General features: G+C 38.9%; 21 protein-coding genes. 5 read left to right on the top strand and 16 right to left on the bottom strand.

Annotation, left to right across the window (positions count from 1 at the left end; translation table 11 throughout):
* The first annotated feature begins 80 nt into the window (after nucleotides 1–80).
* Complete coding sequence (locus C6Y07_RS05095; RefSeq protein WP_003217327.1) at nucleotides 81–221, top strand: sporulation histidine kinase inhibitor Sda; 141 nt, start codon at nucleotides 81–83, stop codon at nucleotides 219–221.
* A 135-nt stretch (nucleotides 222–356) separates the two neighbouring features.
* On the opposite strand, the gene C6Y07_RS18850 is transcribed toward C6Y07_RS05095, so the two are convergent.
* From C6Y07_RS18850 to C6Y07_RS05110, 4 genes are all read right to left on the bottom strand, one after another.
* Nucleotides 357–506, bottom strand: a complete 150-nt coding sequence (locus C6Y07_RS18850; protein ID WP_003217499.1) for a hypothetical protein — start codon at nucleotides 504–506, stop codon at nucleotides 357–359.
* Between the two features lie 78 nt (nucleotides 507–584).
* On the bottom strand, nucleotides 585–1313 hold the full coding sequence (locus C6Y07_RS05100; protein WP_223254130.1) for an SGNH/GDSL hydrolase family protein: 729 nt from the start codon (nucleotides 1311–1313) through the stop codon (nucleotides 585–587).
* An 84-nt stretch (nucleotides 1314–1397) separates the two neighbouring features.
* Nucleotides 1398–2138, bottom strand: coding sequence for a polysaccharide deacetylase family protein (locus C6Y07_RS05105; RefSeq protein WP_060596638.1), 741 nt, complete (start codon nucleotides 2136–2138; stop codon nucleotides 1398–1400).
* A gap of 176 nt (nucleotides 2139–2314) precedes the next feature.
* A complete protein-coding gene (locus tag C6Y07_RS05110; RefSeq protein ID WP_034661385.1) occupies nucleotides 2315–3436 on the bottom strand; it encodes a Rap family tetratricopeptide repeat protein in 1122 nt (373 codons plus the stop codon).
* 234 nt (nucleotides 3437–3670) lie between these two features.
* Between C6Y07_RS05110 and sigK the strand changes: the two genes are divergently transcribed.
* A complete protein-coding gene (sigK, locus tag C6Y07_RS05115; RefSeq protein WP_034620857.1) occupies nucleotides 3671–4396 on the top strand; it encodes an RNA polymerase sporulation sigma factor SigK in 726 nt (241 codons plus the stop codon).
* A 450-nt stretch (nucleotides 4397–4846) separates the two neighbouring features.
* Here the strand turns inward: sigK and C6Y07_RS05120 are convergent, their stop codons facing one another.
* The 7 genes from C6Y07_RS05120 to C6Y07_RS05150 form a co-directional block, all read right to left on the bottom strand.
* On the bottom strand, nucleotides 4847–5860 hold the full coding sequence (locus C6Y07_RS05120; RefSeq protein ID WP_106048445.1) for an NADP-dependent oxidoreductase: 1014 nt from the start codon (nucleotides 5858–5860) through the stop codon (nucleotides 4847–4849).
* A gap of 373 nt (nucleotides 5861–6233) precedes the next feature.
* A complete protein-coding gene (locus tag C6Y07_RS05125; RefSeq protein WP_106156292.1) occupies nucleotides 6234–6986 on the bottom strand; it encodes an SDR family NAD(P)-dependent oxidoreductase in 753 nt (250 codons plus the stop codon).
* Nucleotides 6987–7172: 186 nt separating this feature from the next.
* Complete coding sequence (locus C6Y07_RS05130; protein WP_060596635.1) at nucleotides 7173–7958, bottom strand: SDR family NAD(P)-dependent oxidoreductase; 786 nt, start codon at nucleotides 7956–7958, stop codon at nucleotides 7173–7175.
* A 338-nt stretch (nucleotides 7959–8296) separates the two neighbouring features.
* Complete coding sequence (locus C6Y07_RS05135; RefSeq protein WP_106156294.1) at nucleotides 8297–9355, bottom strand: alkene reductase; 1059 nt, start codon at nucleotides 9353–9355, stop codon at nucleotides 8297–8299.
* Nucleotides 9356–9369: 14 nt separating this feature from the next.
* On the bottom strand, nucleotides 9370–10218 hold the full coding sequence (locus C6Y07_RS05140) for an alpha/beta fold hydrolase (protein WP_060596633.1): 849 nt from the start codon (nucleotides 10216–10218) through the stop codon (nucleotides 9370–9372).
* Nucleotides 10219–10327: 109 nt separating this feature from the next.
* Entirely contained in the window at nucleotides 10328–10903 is a 576-nt protein-coding gene (locus C6Y07_RS05145; RefSeq protein ID WP_060596632.1) for a TetR/AcrR family transcriptional regulator, read from the bottom strand.
* 473 nt (nucleotides 10904–11376) lie between these two features.
* Entirely contained in the window at nucleotides 11377–12213 is an 837-nt protein-coding gene (locus C6Y07_RS05150; protein WP_034661397.1) for a helix-turn-helix transcriptional regulator, read from the bottom strand.
* A 104-nt stretch (nucleotides 12214–12317) separates the two neighbouring features.
* Between C6Y07_RS05150 and fabF the strand changes: the two genes are divergently transcribed.
* Nucleotides 12318–13550: a beta-ketoacyl-ACP synthase II gene (fabF, locus tag C6Y07_RS05155; RefSeq protein WP_106156296.1), complete on the top strand. Its 1233-nt coding sequence runs from the start codon at nucleotides 12318–12320 to the stop codon at nucleotides 13548–13550.
* Nucleotides 13551–13588: 38 nt separating this feature from the next.
* Here fabF and C6Y07_RS05160 read toward each other — a convergent pair whose 3' ends face one another.
* The gene (locus C6Y07_RS05160; RefSeq protein WP_106156298.1) at nucleotides 13589–13924 is read right to left on the bottom strand and encodes an NUDIX hydrolase; all 336 of its coding nucleotides are present in this window, start codon (nucleotides 13922–13924) and stop codon (nucleotides 13589–13591) included.
* Nucleotides 13925–14076: 152 nt separating this feature from the next.
* On the opposite strand from C6Y07_RS05160, the gene C6Y07_RS19205 reads away from it, so the two are divergent.
* A complete protein-coding gene (locus C6Y07_RS19205; RefSeq protein WP_003217310.1) occupies nucleotides 14077–14208 on the top strand; it encodes a hypothetical protein in 132 nt (43 codons plus the stop codon).
* Nucleotides 14209–14254: 46 nt separating this feature from the next.
* Here the strand turns inward: C6Y07_RS19205 and C6Y07_RS05165 are convergent, their stop codons facing one another.
* The 4 genes from C6Y07_RS05165 to C6Y07_RS05180 all read right to left on the bottom strand — a co-directional run bounded on the left by C6Y07_RS05165 (nucleotide 14255) and on the right by C6Y07_RS05180 (nucleotide 16923).
* Complete coding sequence (locus C6Y07_RS05165) at nucleotides 14255–14446, bottom strand: hypothetical protein (RefSeq protein ID WP_060596631.1); 192 nt, start codon at nucleotides 14444–14446, stop codon at nucleotides 14255–14257.
* Nucleotides 14447–14547: 101 nt separating this feature from the next.
* Nucleotides 14548–15960 (bottom strand): polysaccharide deacetylase family protein, encoded by a 1413-nt coding sequence (locus C6Y07_RS05170; protein WP_106071798.1) that lies wholly within the window; start codon nucleotides 15958–15960, stop codon nucleotides 14548–14550.
* Between the two features lie 158 nt (nucleotides 15961–16118).
* Nucleotides 16119–16673 carry a hypothetical protein gene (locus C6Y07_RS05175; RefSeq protein ID WP_034661402.1) on the bottom strand — a complete coding sequence of 185 codons (555 nt, stop codon included), beginning with the start codon at nucleotides 16671–16673 and terminating at the stop codon, nucleotides 16119–16121.
* Nucleotides 16627–16923 carry a hypothetical protein gene (locus C6Y07_RS05180; protein WP_223254131.1) on the bottom strand — a complete coding sequence of 99 codons (297 nt, stop codon included), beginning with the start codon at nucleotides 16921–16923 and terminating at the stop codon, nucleotides 16627–16629. The genes C6Y07_RS05175 and C6Y07_RS05180 overlap by 47 nt, the downstream gene beginning before the upstream one ends.
* Before the next feature lie 411 nt (nucleotides 16924–17334).
* On the opposite strand from C6Y07_RS05180, the gene C6Y07_RS05185 reads away from it, so the two are divergent.
* Nucleotides 17335–17661 carry an uberolysin/carnocyclin family circular bacteriocin gene (locus C6Y07_RS05185; protein WP_034661404.1) on the top strand — a complete coding sequence of 109 codons (327 nt, stop codon included), beginning with the start codon at nucleotides 17335–17337 and terminating at the stop codon, nucleotides 17659–17661.
* The last annotated feature ends 327 nt before the right edge of the window (nucleotides 17662–17988 follow it).

The raw sequence follows: 17988 nt of genomic DNA on the forward strand, positions 1-17988 counted from the left end.
CTATGATGATATGTCTTTTCCTTAAGTTTTATGCCAACTTTTTCAGGGGAGGTGTTTTTCCCATCATATGGGTTTCTAGTATGAAAAAGCTGTCAGATGATTTACTTATAGAATCGTATTATAAAGCAAATGAAATGAACTTAAATCGCGACTTCATTGAATTAATTGAGACAGAAATGAAAAGACGTTCGCTCGGGCATATGCTCTCTGTTTCCTCTTAATTCCATTTCGCAGGAACCATGCCTCCCGAGCACTCTCCTTTTTTAAACTCAGGTGACTGATATTATATCACTTGCGCTATAGGCTTACTACTATTTTCCGTAAAAAACACCCCTTCTCATCAAAGAAGAGGTGTCTTATTTGCAAGGCTGTTCATTCCAAAACCATAACCCTCCGCCTACGACCAAAATGACCACAAGGAACACAACAAGAAAAGCGTAACCGATTCCTGCTCCTTGAGCTGGATAAGGTGAACACGCAGGGTAAGGATAAGGGCATCCCCACATATCAGTTACCTCCTTCTAGGAAGATATACTGTTAGACTATGCTGGATGGATGGTCTTGTTTAGGCAGATGGCCATCATTTAAAAATGTTTGATGACATCACGCTCTTTGATTTCGTTATAAATAATTCTTGCCCCTTTTGGCGTCATATGATTGCCAGAAGGGTCGATCAAACCTGATTGAATCAGCGCATTGTCACTATCTTCTCCAGCTTCTCGGATGAACGCTTTCCAATTGTCGACAAGCGGTACTTGCTGATACTTGGCTATTTCTCTCGTAATGTCATTATAGGAATTTTGCCAAGCTCTTGCCCCGCCTCTCTCAGCAAAATAAGATGACTTATACCTAGAGTAGTAATACAAGCCCTTTTTTCCGCCTTCTACAACAGGTACACAGGTCATGAGAATCGGGGTAATGCCTTCTTTTCTACTTTCAGAAATGAAGTAGGATACATTTTCTTTAAATCGTTTTTTCGTCACGCGGGGATGTTTCCCATCTAAAATCGCCGCATCATTCGTACCGAACATGATGAGGACGTAAGTTGGTTTCTGCTTTAAAATATCCTGCTCAAAGCGAAGCTTCGCGTCTTCAGTTGTCTGCCCACCAATGCCCGCATTCTTCACTTGAATTTGGCCGCGCTCGACGTTTTTCATGAGATTCACCCATTTTTCAGATGTTGGATAATCTCGAAAGTCCCAGTTTGATCCCCTTGTATTGCTGTCGCCAAATGCAATGACACTTTCTTGTTCTGGCTTTGAGCACCCAGCAGCGACACAAAGCAGGATAAAAAGGACAACACATTTCTTCACAACATTCACCTCCAAAAGCCCTCTTCATATAGTAAACGACAAGACTTTTGGTTTCAATGAATGACTGTTTTTGACGAATGCTTCCTATTGCAGTTGAACAGGTACATACGCTTTGTCATGATGCAGCAGTTCGCTCACTTTGACAAATTCATAGCCTCGGTCCTTTAATTCAGGAATCACTTGTTTCAGTGCTTCTACCGTCTGCTTCCGATTGCCCCCGCCATCATGCAAAAGAATGATATCGCCGCCTTGAATATGATCAATAATCCGGCTCGCAATTTTGCGTGAGCCTGGTCTTGACCAGTCCTTCGGATCTTGCGTAAAGGACCACATGACCACATCATATCCTTGCTTTGACAAAATGCGGAATGATGTCATCGTCAAGCGGCCACCAGGGGGGCGAAATAATAAGGGTCCGCCAGGCTGAAGTGAAGCGATATGAGCCGATGATTCTTTTAATTCCTGCTTGATCTCCTTTGATGATAACAGGTCAAAATACGTATGATTCATCGTGTGATTGCCAAGCTCATTTCCCTCGCCTACGATTCGTTCCGCAATCTCTGGATATGTATGAATACGGCTGCCTACAACAAAAAAGCTGGCATTCACTTGATGCTCCTTGAGCACATCCAATACTTGATTCGTGTACACTGGATGAGGTCCATCATCAAAGGTCAGTGCAATCTTTTTTCGTTCCTGTCTCATGTCCCAAAAAGCTCGTCCTGTTTTTTCTAGGTCGATCCTTTTTAATGTTCGAGCCTCTATTTTATTAGGAACAAACGTGCATAGCAGCAATATACACATCAAGACATGCAACCCTCTCATTTGACCGCCTCCACAGAACATTCTTACAGATTAAATTGCCCGCTTTTTGATGAATCATTCAGCATTCATAGTCACGGTCCGCATCTCTGACTTCTTTTTTGACATAAAAAAAGCCGGCCCATCAGGCCCGCTTTTTATTTCACGTTTGGTTTCTCTCTTCAACTGTCGAACGTTGCTTAGAATTCATACAGACACTCTCCTTCTTGGATTTGATTTTGAGCCCATAATAATTTCTGATAATACTGGTTGGACTTCTGGTATTGTTGAGAGGCTTCTAAGGCTGTCGCAATTTCTAGTGAGATATCCTCTATATAAGAGTATAGGCTAAGTTTTTCCAAATAATCAATGGTTTTTTGCAGTTGTTCTTCATTCATTCCTTGAACATATAAAGCATCCAGATACTCAAACATATGACAAAACAGCTGGTCTTCATGCTTCTTTGCAGCTAATTTTCCATCTTCTAATATGCGGCGTGCTTCCACTTGTTCATTTTGTCTAAAAAGCAGTTTTGCCAGCGTATAGAGCGTATGCGGAAGCGTGGGAAGCTGCTCTTTACAGGCAATATCAGCCGATTCCGTTAAATAGCGTTCTGCTTCCTCTCTATAGCCCAGCTCCCCATAACATTTTCCTAAATTATAAAGCGCTGAACTGTATATCCGCGGGTGATCAATCTGTGATGCGAGCTGTTTTGCCTTTTTTAAATGAGGCAGTGCCCGGTCTTTTCGTTTTAGATCTTGATAGTTTCCTGAGATAACAAAAAGGCACTGAATGATGCGAATAGAGTAGGCATCATGCTGATCGTATATTTCCAGCGCCTTTAAAATATGATGCATCGAGACATGCGTTTGCTTCATTATATAGTAGGCTTCTGCTACTTTAAAATGAAACTCAGCCTGCTCAATATCATCAAATACCATGGACAGCTGTTTTTCTGCCACTCGATAATATTTGACGGCTTCTAAATATTCTTTTTGACTAAACTCATGCATGCCACGAAAAAATGCATGGTAATAATGCAGCATATCAGATAACTCATGATTGGAATTTTCGATTTTATCGACAAGATTAGATACTGAGAAAGGTTGATATTTTGAAGGGTGTATATAGTCAAGCATGATTTGGTGCCGAAAACACATGAGCTGATAATAAATCAGTAAATGCTGGTCCTCTTCCATCCGTTCAATTTCCGCTTCTACTTCTGCTTTCAGGATTTCCGCATCTGGAACACTGAACTGCCGTATCATTCGATACCATTCATTAATTTTCATACCTACATGTGAAGAAAGAACCTTCCCCATGTTCCGAAAAAACCCCTTCCTTTTCGGTCTAATATTACATATTTTAGCACGCTTCTTGACCGCCAAGCACCGCAAAGAAACCGCAAACATATGAGAAGGGCAGCAAAAACAGACGAACAGAAGCCCGTTTTTTTCGAAAAAGATGATTTTTTCATCGTACAGACACAGACAATCCCCCCTTCACATACATTTGAGGATATAGGCAGTGGCCTAAACATGGTGGAGGTGAAAATCGTGGCAGGAGTATTTACAGCGATGGGATTGATGGTCAAAGAATTGGTGTTCTTGGTGTCCTATGTCAAAAACAATGCCTTTCCACAGCCCCTTTCAGGAGATGATGAAAAAAAATACTTAGCCCTTATGGCACAGGGCGATGAACACGCGAGAAATATGCTGATTGAACATAACCTTCGGCTCGTCGCCCATATTGTCAAGAAATTTGAAAATACCGGGGAAGACGCTGAAGACCTCATCTCCATCGGGACGATCGGACTCATTAAAGCCATCGAAAGCTATTCCTCTGGAAAAGGAACAAAGCTGGCAACGTATGCGGCGCGGTGTATTGAAAACGAAATTCTGATGCATTTACGCGCACTCAAAAAAACTAAAAAGGATGTCTCCTTACATGACCCCATCGGTCAGGATAAAGAAGGCAACGAAATTTCTTTAATTGATGTCTTAAAATCAGAAAGTGAAGATGTGATCGATACCATTCAGCTCAACATGGAGCTTGAAAAAGTAAAGGAGTATATCGACATTCTCGACGGCCGAGAAAAAGAAGTCATCGTCGGCCGGTTCGGTCTTGATTTAAAGAAAGAAAAAACGCAGCGGGAAATAGCAAAGGAGCTCGGGATTTCGCGGAGCTATGTATCCCGTATTGAGAAGCGGGCGCTGATGAAGATGTTTCATGAGTTTTACCGGGCGGAGAAGGAGAAACGGAAGCGGGAGAAGGGGAAATAATATCAAAGAAGCCGGTCCAAATTCCGGCTTCTTTTCATTCCACTAAGCACTCAACATAATAAAACCATATCATTGGTTATGGAGCTTATTTCCATTACACTCCTTATATTCATTTGCCATCGTTTCTATACGTTTATGTGAATTATGGTTAAAAATGGTAAGTCAAAACAAGGATCGTTCTTTACTTTTTCATCTTATTGATTAAGAATTTTAATCTCTAGTCTATATATAGTGTTTTTTATAAACAGACAGTAATCACCATGTCGTGGCATGTCTGTTAAAGTAACCACCTGTCTTAAATCCAACTTTTTTATAGGAAAAATTGGATGGCTAGTTCTCCATGTTTTATAATTACTGATACAGAACTCCGGCTTGCTGAAGTTTTTCTATCCTTTCAAAATCCTTTACATAAATGATCTCAACTTTTTGACTGCTTTCTTCATATTCCCCTTAAAAATTAATAATCACTTTCCCTTTTGGTCGTCCATTTGCGACTAGTTCTAGCGCTTCATTTACGTTGTCTATAGTAAATAGTATTGGATGAATTGCTGGAACAATGTCGTTTTCTTCAATGATTTTGGTAATCTCTTTAAGTTGTGCGCCGTCAGAACGAACGAAAATAAAATGATATTCCACGTTTTGTTTCTTAGCTTTGCGGTCATAATTTGCGCCAGCAAGGGAAAATAACATTCGTTTCCACCATGGGGAATTTAGGTATTTCCCGAAACGTTTATTTGGTCCTGTACGGAGAGAGAGCAATCTTCCGCCCGGTTTGATGATACTCAATTCACTGTCAAATTCTTTAGGTCCCAGTGTATCAATCACGTAATCCACATTCGACAACAAGTCAACATAGTTTTCTATTGCATAATCCAAATATTGGTCTGCACCCCTTTCCAAAGTGCGTTCGCGCGCTTCTGAGTTGCCACTAACAATGACATTTAGGCCCATTTCCTTTGCTATTGGTACAGCCATTTGACCAAAGCTGCCTGATCCACCTGGAATGAAGACAGATTTACCTGACTGTGCCTCAAGTTCTTCATGTAGACCTTGATACGCTGTGAGTCCAGCCAGTGGTACAGCAGCGGCTTCCACGTAAGACAAATTTTTTGGCATGGGTGCAATTGCGGCAGCATCAATTGCGGCATATTCCGCAAAAGCACCAATTTTTTTAAGGGGAAGACGTGTATAGATGGCATCTCCTACGTGAAATTCTGTCACATTTTTTCCGATTTTTTCGATAACTCCTGTCAATTCATTACCAAGCGTTAATGGGAATTCATAATCTTGAATCAGTTTCACGCTGCCTGTAATAATTAACATTTCGAGTGGATTGACTGCCGCAGCTTTGACCTTTACCAAGACTTCGTTTTCATCGATTTCTGGAATTGGAATGTCATTGACTTTGGCATGGATATTTTTTGAATACTTGGTGATCTGAGCTGCTTTCATGAGTGTTTTCATTTTTTCATTAGCATCCTTCCTTGAGATTATTACAGCTGGTGTTCCCACACTCAATCAGTAGAACAGATGTTAGAGTTCATCAGCCCATAGCGTTCGAATGCAGTACACGTCAGCCAGTGTAGCGCAATTCATGCGTCAAGCATTTTTCAGTTGTATGCCTTTTTTAAGCATTACTGTCCATTTTGCAGGTTCAATTTAAAAACTACTTTTCATTCCCTTTTTTTTGTTACAAAAATAGAGAGTCACTTCCCAGTCCCAAACAGTTTGTGGAACCTTGATATTTGCCATAAGTTATACTTATCTCTTGCGCTCTGCTACGTGTCATTGGTGCCAGCGCTAAACGATTATGTTACCATATATATAAAAATTAGATTTAAAGGCTTTCTAGTATTGGAAAGATCGGCTTTCTCAACTTAAATTCATAGTTTTCATCTACAACCCCAACCACTTCATCTTTGTCATAAACCTCCATCATAAAACCTGCCATTTGCTTAGCTGTGTGGTACATAGGGAGATTTGCTTTGTAATCAAACTCTTTTATATCATTTGCATGTTTTGCGAATTCTGTTTCCGTCATTGCTGGTGCTAAAACTTTTGCCTTCATTTTCGCACCTTTCAGTTCAAGTTCTTTTGCAAGCCCTTCGGTGAAGGCACTAACATAATATTTAGAAGCAGAGTAAGCAACACTGCCAACAGCAATTACATATCCAAGTGCTGAGGATACGTTAATTAATTGAGTTCCCTCTACATCAGCATATTCTCTTACAAATAGTGTAGAAAGGATTGTCAAGGATTCTATGTTCACGCGTAACATGGTTTCTACTTTATCTAAATTCTGATCTATGACAGAAGAGGTTTCACCAAGACCAGCATTATTAATCCAAGTCTCAATTTGATACTCCTTTAAACTGTTATACAGTATATATGCCTGATCTTTGACAGATAGGTCACTTGTCCGAATAATAACATCTAAACTAGGATTTAGATTCTGAATGGTTGATTTAAGTTCTTCTAATTTATCTAATCTTCTAGCTGCAATAATTAAGTTTTTGCCACGAGCAGCAAATGCTAATGCTGTCTCATATCCGATACCTGAGCTTGCTCCTGTAATAACTGTGTACTTCATATTATTCTCTCCTTAAAAATATTTCTCATTGTTCTTGACCATGTTTCAGTAGATCAAATAAGAAGGTTTCCGTCTTTATAAAAATCTCTGTAACTTTTTTAGTAAACGATTTATTCCAATACGAGATCTTGGCTAGATGGCAGATCATAATCAACTGCCACTCCCCCCTGGTCACCCTCAATTAGATCAATGCCCTGTTCTTTGCTGTGTGGATCTGACCATACGGGTCACCATTTTGCGCGGCATCAGTCGTGGAAGGAATGCCATGAACCGGTTTCGAGCCCCTGGCATTATGAACGTCTTGCCGCGTAAGAAGCCTCGGTACCCTTCCTCAGCCACCTGCCCGGCCTCCATGATAGCACCACTCTGGAACAACTTCGATTCCCCAATACCCGAACGTTCAACAAAGCCGGTTGACGTCAGTCCCGGACATAGTGCCGTCACAGTCACCCCTGTACCGCTCAGTTCGTTCTCCAAAGCCTCAGTGAACGACAGCACGTACGCCTTCGTTGCGTAGTAAACCGACATCATAGGTCCCGGGAAGAAAGCCACCAACGAAGCCACATTCATCACGCCTCCTTGGCCCCGTTTGACCATATCCGGCAAGAACAGTTTCGTCATAACAGTCAGAGCCTTGATATTGACGTCAATCATATTCGTCTCTTGTTCTAACTGCGTCTCCAAGAACGTCCCGTACAAACCGAAGCCGGCATTATTGACAAGATAGTCGACGACGATCCCCTTCTCCTTGAGCTCCGCAAAAATCTCTTTCGGCACACCGGGTGAAGCCACATCCTTTGCGATGACCGTCGCTTGACTGCCATATCTTTTCTGATATTCCTTTGCGAGCTCCAAAAGCTTACCCTCGCTACGCGCCACCAGCACCAAATTATATCCTCCCTTGGCGAAACGATCCGCCAACTCTTTGCCAATTCCACCCGATACCCCGGTGATAAGAACAGTTTTTTTCATTTTACAGCACACCTCCATTTTTAGTTTAATTAAACCTTTAAAACGTTTTACTGCGTTTCTTACTGCGAGTTGTTACTATGGATGTAGGTTATCGGTAATTGTAATTTTTGTATAAAAGGATTTATACTTGCCGCATATACCTCAACTAAGACCTCGCCATTATTTATTTTGGGCTTAGGGAAGTCTAAAAAAATTTGGTTTTTCACCGTAGTTTTCAATCGTTAAAACTTTCATGACAATCCTTCACATTTTTAATTAACGCACATGTATCTATTTATAAAGAATCTAAGAAAAAAAGATATGAATATCCCTAGATGGGATATTCATAATTAATTAAATTATTTTAAGAAAGGATAATCTGTATAGCCTTCTTTTCCTCCTGCATAGAGCGTGTTTTTATCAGGTTCGTTTAGAGGAGCACCTGAATGAATCCGTTCTACAAAGTCTGGATTAGCTAGTACCCAAGTGCCTACTGTGACAACATCTGCAAGATTATTATCTACATCAGACGAAAGTTGATCTAGAGGACGACCTGGACGGTTAACAAGAAGTGCTTGGTCCCAAAGTTGACGAACATCTTTTAGGAATTGCTCGTTTCCAAAGTGCATTAAATGCAGATAAGCAAGGTTAAGCTTATTTAATTCACTTATTAAATAGCGATACATCTCAAGGCTATTCTCCCCCTCATCAATGCCTTGCAGTGTTCCTTGAGGAGAAAAACGAATGCCTGTTCTTTCTGCTCCTATTTCATCAACAACTGCTTTAGCTACTTCAATTGCGAATCGAGAACGCCCCTCAATCGTACGACCGTATGCACCTTGACGATGATTGGAGTTTTCACTAAGGAATTGTTGGATCAGATAACCATTCGCTCCGTGAATTTCAACTCCGTCTGCACCAGCTTCAATTGTTGAACGTGCTGCTAAACGAAACTCATTTATAACATCTTTTATCTCAAGCTCACTCAGTTCTCTTGGTGTTGGAATTTCTTTCATTCCTTCTGCCGTGAAAATTTCTATACCAGGTGCAATAGCTGAGGGTGCAACTGCTTGGCGGTGGTGAGGTGTGTTATCAGGGTGTGATACTCGTCCCACATGCATAAGTTGAATAAAAATATGACCGCCTTCACTATGAACTTTAGAAGTGACTTTTTCCCATCCTCTAATATGATTTTCTGTATAAATACCAGGTGTATTAGTATAACCTTGCCCATCATCCGAAGGTTGGGTTCCTTCACTTATAATTAAACCGACTGAAGCACGCTGACCATAGTACTCTGCTACTAATTCGCTCGGCGTACCATCTGGTAAAGCTCTATTTCTAGTCATCGGAGCCATACCTATGCGGTTTTTTAAGTCAATGTTTCCGATACGAACTTTTTCAAATAATCTGCTCATATGAATACTCCTTTTTAATAAGAATTAGAATCAAGAAATAAATTTACGTGTTCTGCAAATAGTTCTGGAAATTGAAACAGATGCCCGTGACCAGAATCAGGATATATAATCAACTGTGCTTTGGGTAATTTCTCTGTTAAGATATAGCTGTTTTTAGTCGGTACCATCACATCATTAACACCATTAGTGACAAGTACAGGGTGTTTGATGTTTTGTAACCATTCATAATCATGATTAGATTTTTGTTTAGCCCATTTTGCAATAGCTTGTAATTGTGCCTCTTTTACTTGTTCCGAACTATTTACTTTTTTCTGATTAAAAATTCTTTGTAGTGAAGCTATTCCTGCTGATTTACTTGTTTCGGTTTGTTCGTAGAAAAAGAACATAAAATCATTTATTCCATCTTCTTCCGTTCCGCCGTGACGATTCATTCTTTCAAGAATTTCTGGATTTGGATTAATACCAGATTCAGGTGAAGTACCTGCCATAATCATTTTTCTTACTAAATCTCCTTCTTGTAAAGCTAACTCTTGTGCAACCATGCCACCAATGGAAAAACCAAGAATGTCAACTTGTTCTAATCCAAGAGCTCTTATAAATGTTGCTGTATCTTTTGCCATATCAGTAATTGTAGTAGGTGTTAGTCCATCGGTCTCACCAACCCCTTTATTGTCAAATAAGATTACTGGGCGTTTATTTGCAATAGGTTCAAGCATGTCTGGATCCCAGTTTTCCATCGTTCCTCTAAAGTGAACAAGAAATACTACTGGTATACCATCTTTTGTACCAAATCTCCTATATGCGTAACGAGTTCCTTCTACTTCAATAAATTCTGATTCTGTTGGTATTTTAAAATTTCTCATTTTTGTGTTCCTCCTTAGAAATTAAAAAACGATTTATAACTATGCATTATGATGGTGTGTTTCATGCTTATTTTAGAATGAACATTCTAAAAAGGGTAAAAAAAGAAAGCTAGTCCAACACTGAAAGTGCTAGAGAAATGATGCCTTCTAATTCTTTTTTACTGTAATCAGTTTTTATTAGTACTCTTATACCTACCAAATTGTTGTGTAAGAAACGAGATATGTTATCAGAATCGATTTCTTTTGATAGCTCTCCATTAGTTTGACCCTGTTTTATAAGGTGATTAAACATATCTTCAGTACGATTAAACATTTTTGTAACGATGCGCCCAATTTCTTTGTCCAACAAAGATAATTCAATGGCTGCATTTACTGATAGACATCCTTTTGGGTATTGTTTAATGGAATTCAGTACGAAAATAAAAACATCACGTATCGCCTGTTTAATGGATGAAGTGCTGCTGATTATGCTTTCCATCTCATTAACGATGAGCTCTTCATAATGATGAAGGGAAGCTAAAAACAATGAACGCTTGTCGCCAAATGTGTCATATATACTCCTACGGTGTATCCCCATATGATCCACCAAATCTTGCATGGATGTTTTTTCATAGCCTTGTTCCCAAAATAACTCCATTGCTTTTCTTAATACTTCTTTTTCGTCAAACTCTTTACTTCTAGCCATTTTAATTCTCCTTAAAAAAATCCATGAACCAATACTAACAAAAACAAAAGTCATCATCCATTATAGAATGAACATTCTAAAATAAACACATGAATTACAAACCATGATTACATAATACCCTTTTTAGAACGATAAGTAAAGAATTATACTTCTGCGATGAACACCCATATGTCACCAAGTCTTGCATGAATGTTTTTTTCATAACCCTGTTCCCAGAAAAGCCCCATTGTTTTCTTAATGCTCTTTTTTATCAAATTTATTTCTAGACATAATCCCACCTTACAACGTATTACCTCTTAATTCTGAGAAAGGACTAAGAATCATTGATGCATTCACCCCTCCCTCATTCTAAAATAATAAAGAATGATCACTCTCGTTTGAGTAGCAAAACAGTTAGATCTAACGTGTTTCAAGCATAGCAAATTCAAGAACGATCGGTAAAGAATTTGGAATTCATCATATGTTTTATATGGTTAGCTTTCAATTAAACGTTTTAACTTAAGCTCAGTTTCAGTATTCTCAACTGGAGTATAGACGCTGCATCTTAAATCAGTATCTCCATGCACTTGTAAAGAAGTAAGATTAAACAACATTTTACCTACCTTAGCATGACGAAACTCAATTAATACTTCAGGAGCAGAGCTTATCTCATTTTCATTCCAAATTTTATGAAACTCTGGATATGCCTGTTCCATTTCTTGTATAAATTGCTCATACCAGTCATCAGCCACATACTGTCCATAATACGTTCTAAATATTGCGATATATCCTCTAACAAAATGCTCCCAATTCACTGCTAAACTTTTAAATTCCTTTCTTGCGAATAGTAAGCGTATGATATTCCTTTCTGCTGGGGTGATTTGTTCAAAATCCAAAAATACATTAGCTGCTGCTTGATTCCACCCAACAATCTGACTTCTTCTATCTGATATAATTGTTGGACAATAACGAAGTTCCTGCAAAATTTTCACTAAAGCTGGACTGATTTCTTTCTCCTTCTCATTTATAAAGGGTTGTTTCACTCCTTCCTCTAACGCTAGAGCATACAAATATCTCCTTTCATCGTTATTTAATTGTAATGCTCGAGAAATAGCATCTAATACCGAAGTAGACACTTTTATATCTCTACCTTGTTCTAACCATGTATACCATGTAAGACTTACACCGGCTAGTTGAGCCACTTCCTCTCTTCTTAGTCCTGGTGTTCTTCTGCGGGTTCCTACTGGTAAACCAACCATTTGAGGAGTAATTTTCGAACGTTGATTCTTTAGAAATTCTGATAAAGCTTGAAGTCTTGTTTCAGGTTTCATTAAAATCTCCTTTTTAAATAGTGCTAATTATACTAGGATAAACAACAACTTGTAATAGGATAACACAAAAGTTAAAGTTAATAAAAAATAGGGAGGGAATTATTATGAAAAGAGTTGTCATTACTGGAATGGGAATTATTTCGCCTCTAGGAAATGATGTAAATAGCTTTTGGAATCAACTAGTTAAAGGTCAATCGGGAATATCTCTAATTGATTCTTTTGATACTATTGATTATAAAACAAAGATAGCTGGAATGGTTCGTGATTTCGATGTAGATGGAATATTTGGGAGGAAAGAAGCCAAACGATTAGATCGATTTAGTCAGTTTGCTTTAGCAGCAGCCGAACAAGCACTAGAAAAATCACAATTACAGTTATATAAGGTTGATCTTGAACGTTTAGGGGTATACGTTGGTTCAGGGATCGGAGGTATACAATCACTTGTTGATAATGTGAATGTATTAAATAAACGAGGTCCCGCAAGAGTAAGCCCTAGCCTTGTACCAATGATGATTTCAAATGCAGCTGCGGCTCAAATAAGTATTAGATTAGGGGCACAAGGCCCGTCATTATCACCAGTAACGGCCTGCTCAATCGGGAACACCTCTATTGGTGAAGCTTTCAATGCTATCCGAAATGATGAGGCAGATATTATATTTGCCGGTGGAGCAGAAGCTGCAATCACACAGTTATCTTTGGCTAGTTTTGGAAACGCCCATGCACTATCTACAAAAAACCAAGATCCAAGTCGAGCCAGCCGTCCGTTCGATACAGATAGAGATGGCTTTGTTATGAGTGAAGGCGCAGGTATTTTAGTATTAGAATCATTAGAAAACGCTATTCTTAGAGATGCGCCGATATTATGTGAAGTAGTGGGATACGGAGCTAGTTCAGATGCTCATCATATGGTAGCATCACACCCAGAAGGTAAGGGTGCCTACTTAGCAATGAAAAAAGCATTGAGAAGTGCAAATATATCAACAGGTGAAATTGATGTTATTAGTGCTCATGCAACAAGTACACAAATAGGTGATCGTTCAGAAATTCTAGCTATTAAGAAATTGTTTGGTGAACATTCCCACAAAATTCCAACAACTGCAAACAAATCAATGACTGGTCACATGCTTGGTGCTGCTGGTGGAGTAGAAGCAATTGCTTTAGTGGAAAGTTTGAGACAAGGAATTATTCCTCCAACTATTAATGTAGAGAATTTAGATCCAGATTGCGACTTAGATGTTGTCTCAAAAACGCGAAATCTTCCAATGAAATATGGACTATCAAATTCTTTTGGCTTTGGCGGACATAATTCAGCAATCGTGTTAAAGAATTATGATTGAAGATCCACCTTTATAATTCAGAGGTGAAATAAATGCATCTACCAAGGGTTGATCACCCTTGGTTTCAAATTTAGAATATCATGATCCGGATCTAGAATGTTCATCTGCCCGCCGATGATTTCCGCAAAGAAGGTCACGATGAGTGCATGATGCATTTTATCGTGAAAGAATCCTTCTCGAACCGAATGAAGTTCATTTACTTTGCAAACATACCCTGTCTCTTCTTTCACCTCACGGACCACGGCCTGCTGCAGGTGTTCACCTTTTTCTACAGTACCGCCTGGAAGTTCCCAATATCCCTTTACATTTTTGACCATTAACATATTTTCTTCCTCATCATAAATAATAGCTGATACTACGTCTACTCGTTTCAAAGAAATCCCCCCAACCATTCTCTGTTTACATCAATTGTCGAATAAATAGAACGAACTGTTCATTTCAATACATTCATTATACTGTATCCTTGATACAAGATAATGGATACAGAAACTAAATAGGAATTAGTCAGCAGATTGGAGGCCACAGCATGTGGATCATCATCATTTTACTTATTGTCCTCATTGGATTTACAGGGAATATCGTTTCTTTATTAAGACAAATGAAAGAGTCAAACGAGAAAATCATACAACTGTTAGAACATCAAAAACCGAAAAAATAAAAACCTCACCCTTTTAGAGAGAGGTTTTTAGAGTAAGCAATTATTCTTATCGTTTCTCATGAAGCAACATATATCTGATTCGACGAATATAATGCAGCGCAATATGACCGAGACATAAAATGAGCCCGATCATCGCAAGAATATAGATGGGCAGCATCAAACCAGGTACATAGTTGACGATAAAACCCAAACAAAACGCTGTCAGCATATATAGACTGATCAACCTCATCAATACCATCCGAAGCCCTCCCTTTCTACATTCACTTTAACATATTTTCCCTTTATTTTCATGATTGGCTTTTAAAAAAAGATGCGAATCCACTAAGATTCGCATGATCATTATGTATTCAATTCACCTTTCTTCGCGCGCGCTTCCTTCCACTGCTCAAGCTCTGAAACTGTTAATAATTGATATCCTTGTTTGGTCAATTCCTTGATAATCGTGACAGCTGCGTTTGCCGAGGTGTCATAGATGTCGTGCATTAAGACCGTTTCTCCGCTAGACGCATGTGTGAGAATGTAGTTGGCGACGTATTGGCTGTTGCGATATTTCCAGTCTTCGGGATCTACGTCCCAAAGCGTGACTTTCATGTTGACAGCTTCGTTGATCTGCCCATTTGTTCCACCATATGGCGGTCTAAAGTGAGTCGGTGTGAATCCGCCTGCTTTTTCAATAATTTGCTGCGTATCTTCTACTTGTTTGATAGCTTGTTTTAACGGCAGTCTTGTGAGTAAAGGATGGCTATAGGAATGATTTCCGATTTCATTCCCACCCTTTCTGATCTCACCCAGCATATCGGGGTAATATTGAACCCTGCTACCTAATACAAAAAATGTCGCATGTCCTTTGTTTTCTTTTAAGGCTTTTAAGATTTTTGAGGTCGTGGATGGATTTGGTCCATCGTCAAATGTCAGAGCAATGGCTTTTTGATTTGGGTTGAATGTTGCCTGTTTTGGCAGTTTTACAAGCTTTCTTTTTGAGATCGGTTCTTTTTTCTCATTTTTGTTCTTTTCTTTATGAATGTATTCAGGCTTTAACATTCCTTTAAGCACTGTTTTTTTAATCGCCAGCACTTGAGGGCCTTTTTTGTCTGGTGCGATTTGCCCTGCTGGAAAGTAGAATTCTATAAAACGATCCTTGATGGCAAAATACTGATAATGCTCTGCCGCAGGAGATGTTCCTTGCTTGAGCAAATGCTCGTTTTCAGCAAGAGTGCGATCTTTCTTTAATTCCTCAAATGTCATTTGAGACAGTTTTTGCAGACTTTCTTTCTTTGATAAAAATAAATCATCTATTGATAAAAAATGCTGTTTCTTGAAATCAAAATTGAATATCTTCGTTTCATGTGCGCCTTTTACTCCGCCTTTCAATTCATATGTATTGAATTTGATCGCAGCAGTTTGTTTGGCATAATGAGTAATCTCGTAATCTATGTTTAATTCGTATCGATGATCTTCATCGACATCGCTTGCTTCACTAAATGATGTTTTGAATTTGTCGAGCGCTGTTTCTGCAAATCTTTTCATCTCTTGATCTAGCTTTTTTTGATGAAACACTGGATAGTTCACAGCATATCTCAAGTATCTCCCGTCATTCACGAGAGTGACAATTTCAACTTCTTTATAGCTCGAATCTGGTTCTACCTTCTTCTTCTCTGTCCCGCTTGCCTGCTGATTATGATAAAACGCAGCGATTCCGATGATGATTGCAAGTCCGCATAGGACGAGACTAATTTTCCATTTCATTGACACAATGATTCCCCTCTCGTGATGGCGTCATGTCTTGATGACGTGTGTTTGTAGGATAGACTTTGCGTGAACTCGATTTAGTTTTCAAAAAACACATTTGTCACATTTTCGTCACAATTAAGAGAGGTTGAAAAAAAGGGCTTGATCTCTCAGCCCTTTGATTATTTTTGCATATATAGTTGAAATAATTTCGTTTCTTCATCAATAGAACTCGCTCGATCAAAAGCCGCTCTAACCGTCTTCGTATTGTTCATGAGCTCATACAGCATTGTCAGGACAAAGATAAATGCCGCATCTCCATCAATGTAATCATCAGGCGCTGTATAGGACAAAGCACCTGCTTCTAAAAAGGCTTCTGCAAGTTTTTTCTCACCTAGTGTGCAGCCGGTTGATATGACGTGAACCCCTTTTAATGAAGCATACCGCTTGATTTCATCCGCTCCAAAAGTTACACCTCTAGGCTCCCCATCTTCGTATACATCTTCCCCTAACTCCGGCATGAGAAACGCTCCTTCTTCCCCATGAAAAGATAAAAGAAAGTAGTCCGTCTCCCTTCTATTTCTCCCAGATAACACATCAATCAGATCATTGGGTCTGCCTATCCAATGCATATCGACTTTTGCACCAAAGTTCTCAAATGCTGCACGCAGGGCAAAAGATTCTAGCTCACTATTTGGTCCTGTTGCTAATGTGATGCGCATGGTCTGTTGTTCCACTTGTATCTCCTCCAAACGATGATAAAAATAAACCCATTTTTTCTTCATCTGCATATGTATCCGTCCATTTTAGTGCACTGATCAATACATTTGCTCGGTGCTTTAATTTCTGTAAGGTTTCTTGGATGAGCGTGACCGTCCCCACAAGCTGCCCTTGATAAAAGGTGCCAAAGATCCACATAGATTGTGCCGAAGCAAAACGAGCCGCATATTTGTCTTTTGTATCTATTTGTTCTTCTTCATAGCTCATTGCAAAGCCCTCTGGATGTAATCGCAGTGCTTCTAGTCTTAATGCTGTATATTCTTCAGATCACCTGCGTTAACAATTGAATATTCAGACAACCACCTCCAACAGAATGATTGATACTTCCAATTTTATCTTGAAAGGAGGTTTTGATCAAAGGATATTGATCTCTTAGCACCAATCTCTTTTCCTATATGCAATTAGACTTGCTTATCCATCTGTGAAAACAAGGTATTTCCGATCATGTTTACTCGTTTTATCCTAGCAAAAACGATTCTTTTCTCACTTATCTTTTCACCTTTTTTATATTAATCTATAACTAATTCATGAAAAAAAAGAAAAAAAAGGATTGCTATGAATGAAAAGATATCATAAGATAGAATAGTAATAAAAAGACAAAAAAGGGAGGAATTTGATATGACAGAAACAAGAAACGAAATCAAACTACATGTTCTTTTTGGTGCTTTAGCAGTAGGTTTCCTTATGCTAGCTCTTTTTTCCTTCTCGCTACAGATGTTGCCAGTTGCTGATCTAGCAAAAGAATTTGGTATTCCAGGCAGTGTTGCAGCTGTTGTTTTGAACGTTGTTGAAGCGGGCGGAGCTGTTACAACAATCGTCTCCATTTTAACTGCTGTAGGATCAGGTGGTCTTTCACTTATTGCAGCGGCTGGTAAAGAGACCATTCGTCAGTACCTTAAAGCCCAAATTAAGAAAAAAGGCCGTAAAGCCGTTATTGCTTGGTAATTCATTTTTATGACTCAATAGAAGGAGACTTTGTTCTCCTTCTATTTAAATTTTGATGCAGGTGAGAAGATGTTATATCCATTATTATCACTACTTCTATCAATTAGAATTCAACAACAATATTCAAATCTAGCTCAGTTTATAATACGTAAGGTTCCATTTTTCACATCGTTTTCTTCTAAACAGTACATATTATTTTCTTGTATCCTTGATACTTTATTCGGATGTATGATTGTAATCGTTATTTCTTCATTTCTTTACTCTCCGATCTATCAAATAGAATGGGAAAGTGCTTTTGTGATATTTTTGTTTCTTTTCTCTATCGTC

It is taken from the genome of Bacillus sp. LNXM12-1, assembly GCF_003004375.1.
Classification (GTDB): Bacteria; Bacillota; Bacilli; order Bacillales; family Bacillaceae; genus Bacillus.

Bases quoted from the DNA above. Each gene is read 5' to 3' on its own strand.
- C6Y07_RS05095 (WP_003217327.1), top strand. From the start codon at position 81: ATGAAAAAGCTGTCAGATGATTTACTTATAGAATCGTATTATAAAGCA.
- C6Y07_RS18850 (WP_003217499.1), bottom strand. From the start codon at position 506: ATGTGGGGATGCCCTTATCCTTACCCTGCGTGTTCACCTTATCCAGCT.
- C6Y07_RS05105 (WP_060596638.1), bottom strand. From the start codon at position 2,138: ATGAGAGGGTTGCATGTCTTGATGTGTATATTGCTGCTATGCACGTTT.
- C6Y07_RS05110 (WP_034661385.1), bottom strand. From the start codon at position 3,436: ATGGGGAAGGTTCTTTCTTCACATGTAGGTATGAAAATTAATGAATGG.
- C6Y07_RS05120 (WP_106048445.1), bottom strand. From the start codon at position 5,860: ATGAAAACACTCATGAAAGCAGCTCAGATCACCAAGTATTCAAAAAAT.
- C6Y07_RS05125 (WP_106156292.1), bottom strand. From the start codon at position 6,986: ATGAAGTACACAGTTATTACAGGAGCAAGCTCAGGTATCGGATATGAG.
- C6Y07_RS05130 (WP_060596635.1), bottom strand. From the start codon at position 7,958: ATGAAAAAAACTGTTCTTATCACCGGGGTATCGGGTGGAATTGGCAAA.
- C6Y07_RS05135 (WP_106156294.1), bottom strand. From the start codon at position 9,355: ATGAGCAGATTATTTGAAAAAGTTCGTATCGGAAACATTGACTTAAAA.
- C6Y07_RS05140 (WP_060596633.1), bottom strand. From the start codon at position 10,218: ATGAGAAATTTTAAAATACCAACAGAATCAGAATTTATTGAAGTAGAA.
- C6Y07_RS05145 (WP_060596632.1), bottom strand. From the start codon at position 10,903: ATGGCTAGAAGTAAAGAGTTTGACGAAAAAGAAGTATTAAGAAAAGCA.
- C6Y07_RS05150 (WP_034661397.1), bottom strand. From the start codon at position 12,213: ATGAAACCTGAAACAAGACTTCAAGCTTTATCAGAATTTCTAAAGAAT.
- fabF (WP_106156296.1), top strand. From the start codon at position 12,318: ATGAAAAGAGTTGTCATTACTGGAATGGGAATTATTTCGCCTCTAGGA.
- C6Y07_RS19205 (WP_003217310.1), top strand. From the start codon at position 14,077: ATGTGGATCATCATCATTTTACTTATTGTCCTCATTGGATTTACAGGG.
- C6Y07_RS05165 (WP_060596631.1), bottom strand. From the start codon at position 14,446: ATGGTATTGATGAGGTTGATCAGTCTATATATGCTGACAGCGTTTTGT.
- C6Y07_RS05180 (WP_223254131.1), bottom strand. From the start codon at position 16,923: ATGAGCTATGAAGAAGAACAAATAGATACAAAAGACAAATATGCGGCT.
- C6Y07_RS05185 (WP_034661404.1), top strand. From the start codon at position 17,335: ATGACAGAAACAAGAAACGAAATCAAACTACATGTTCTTTTTGGTGCT.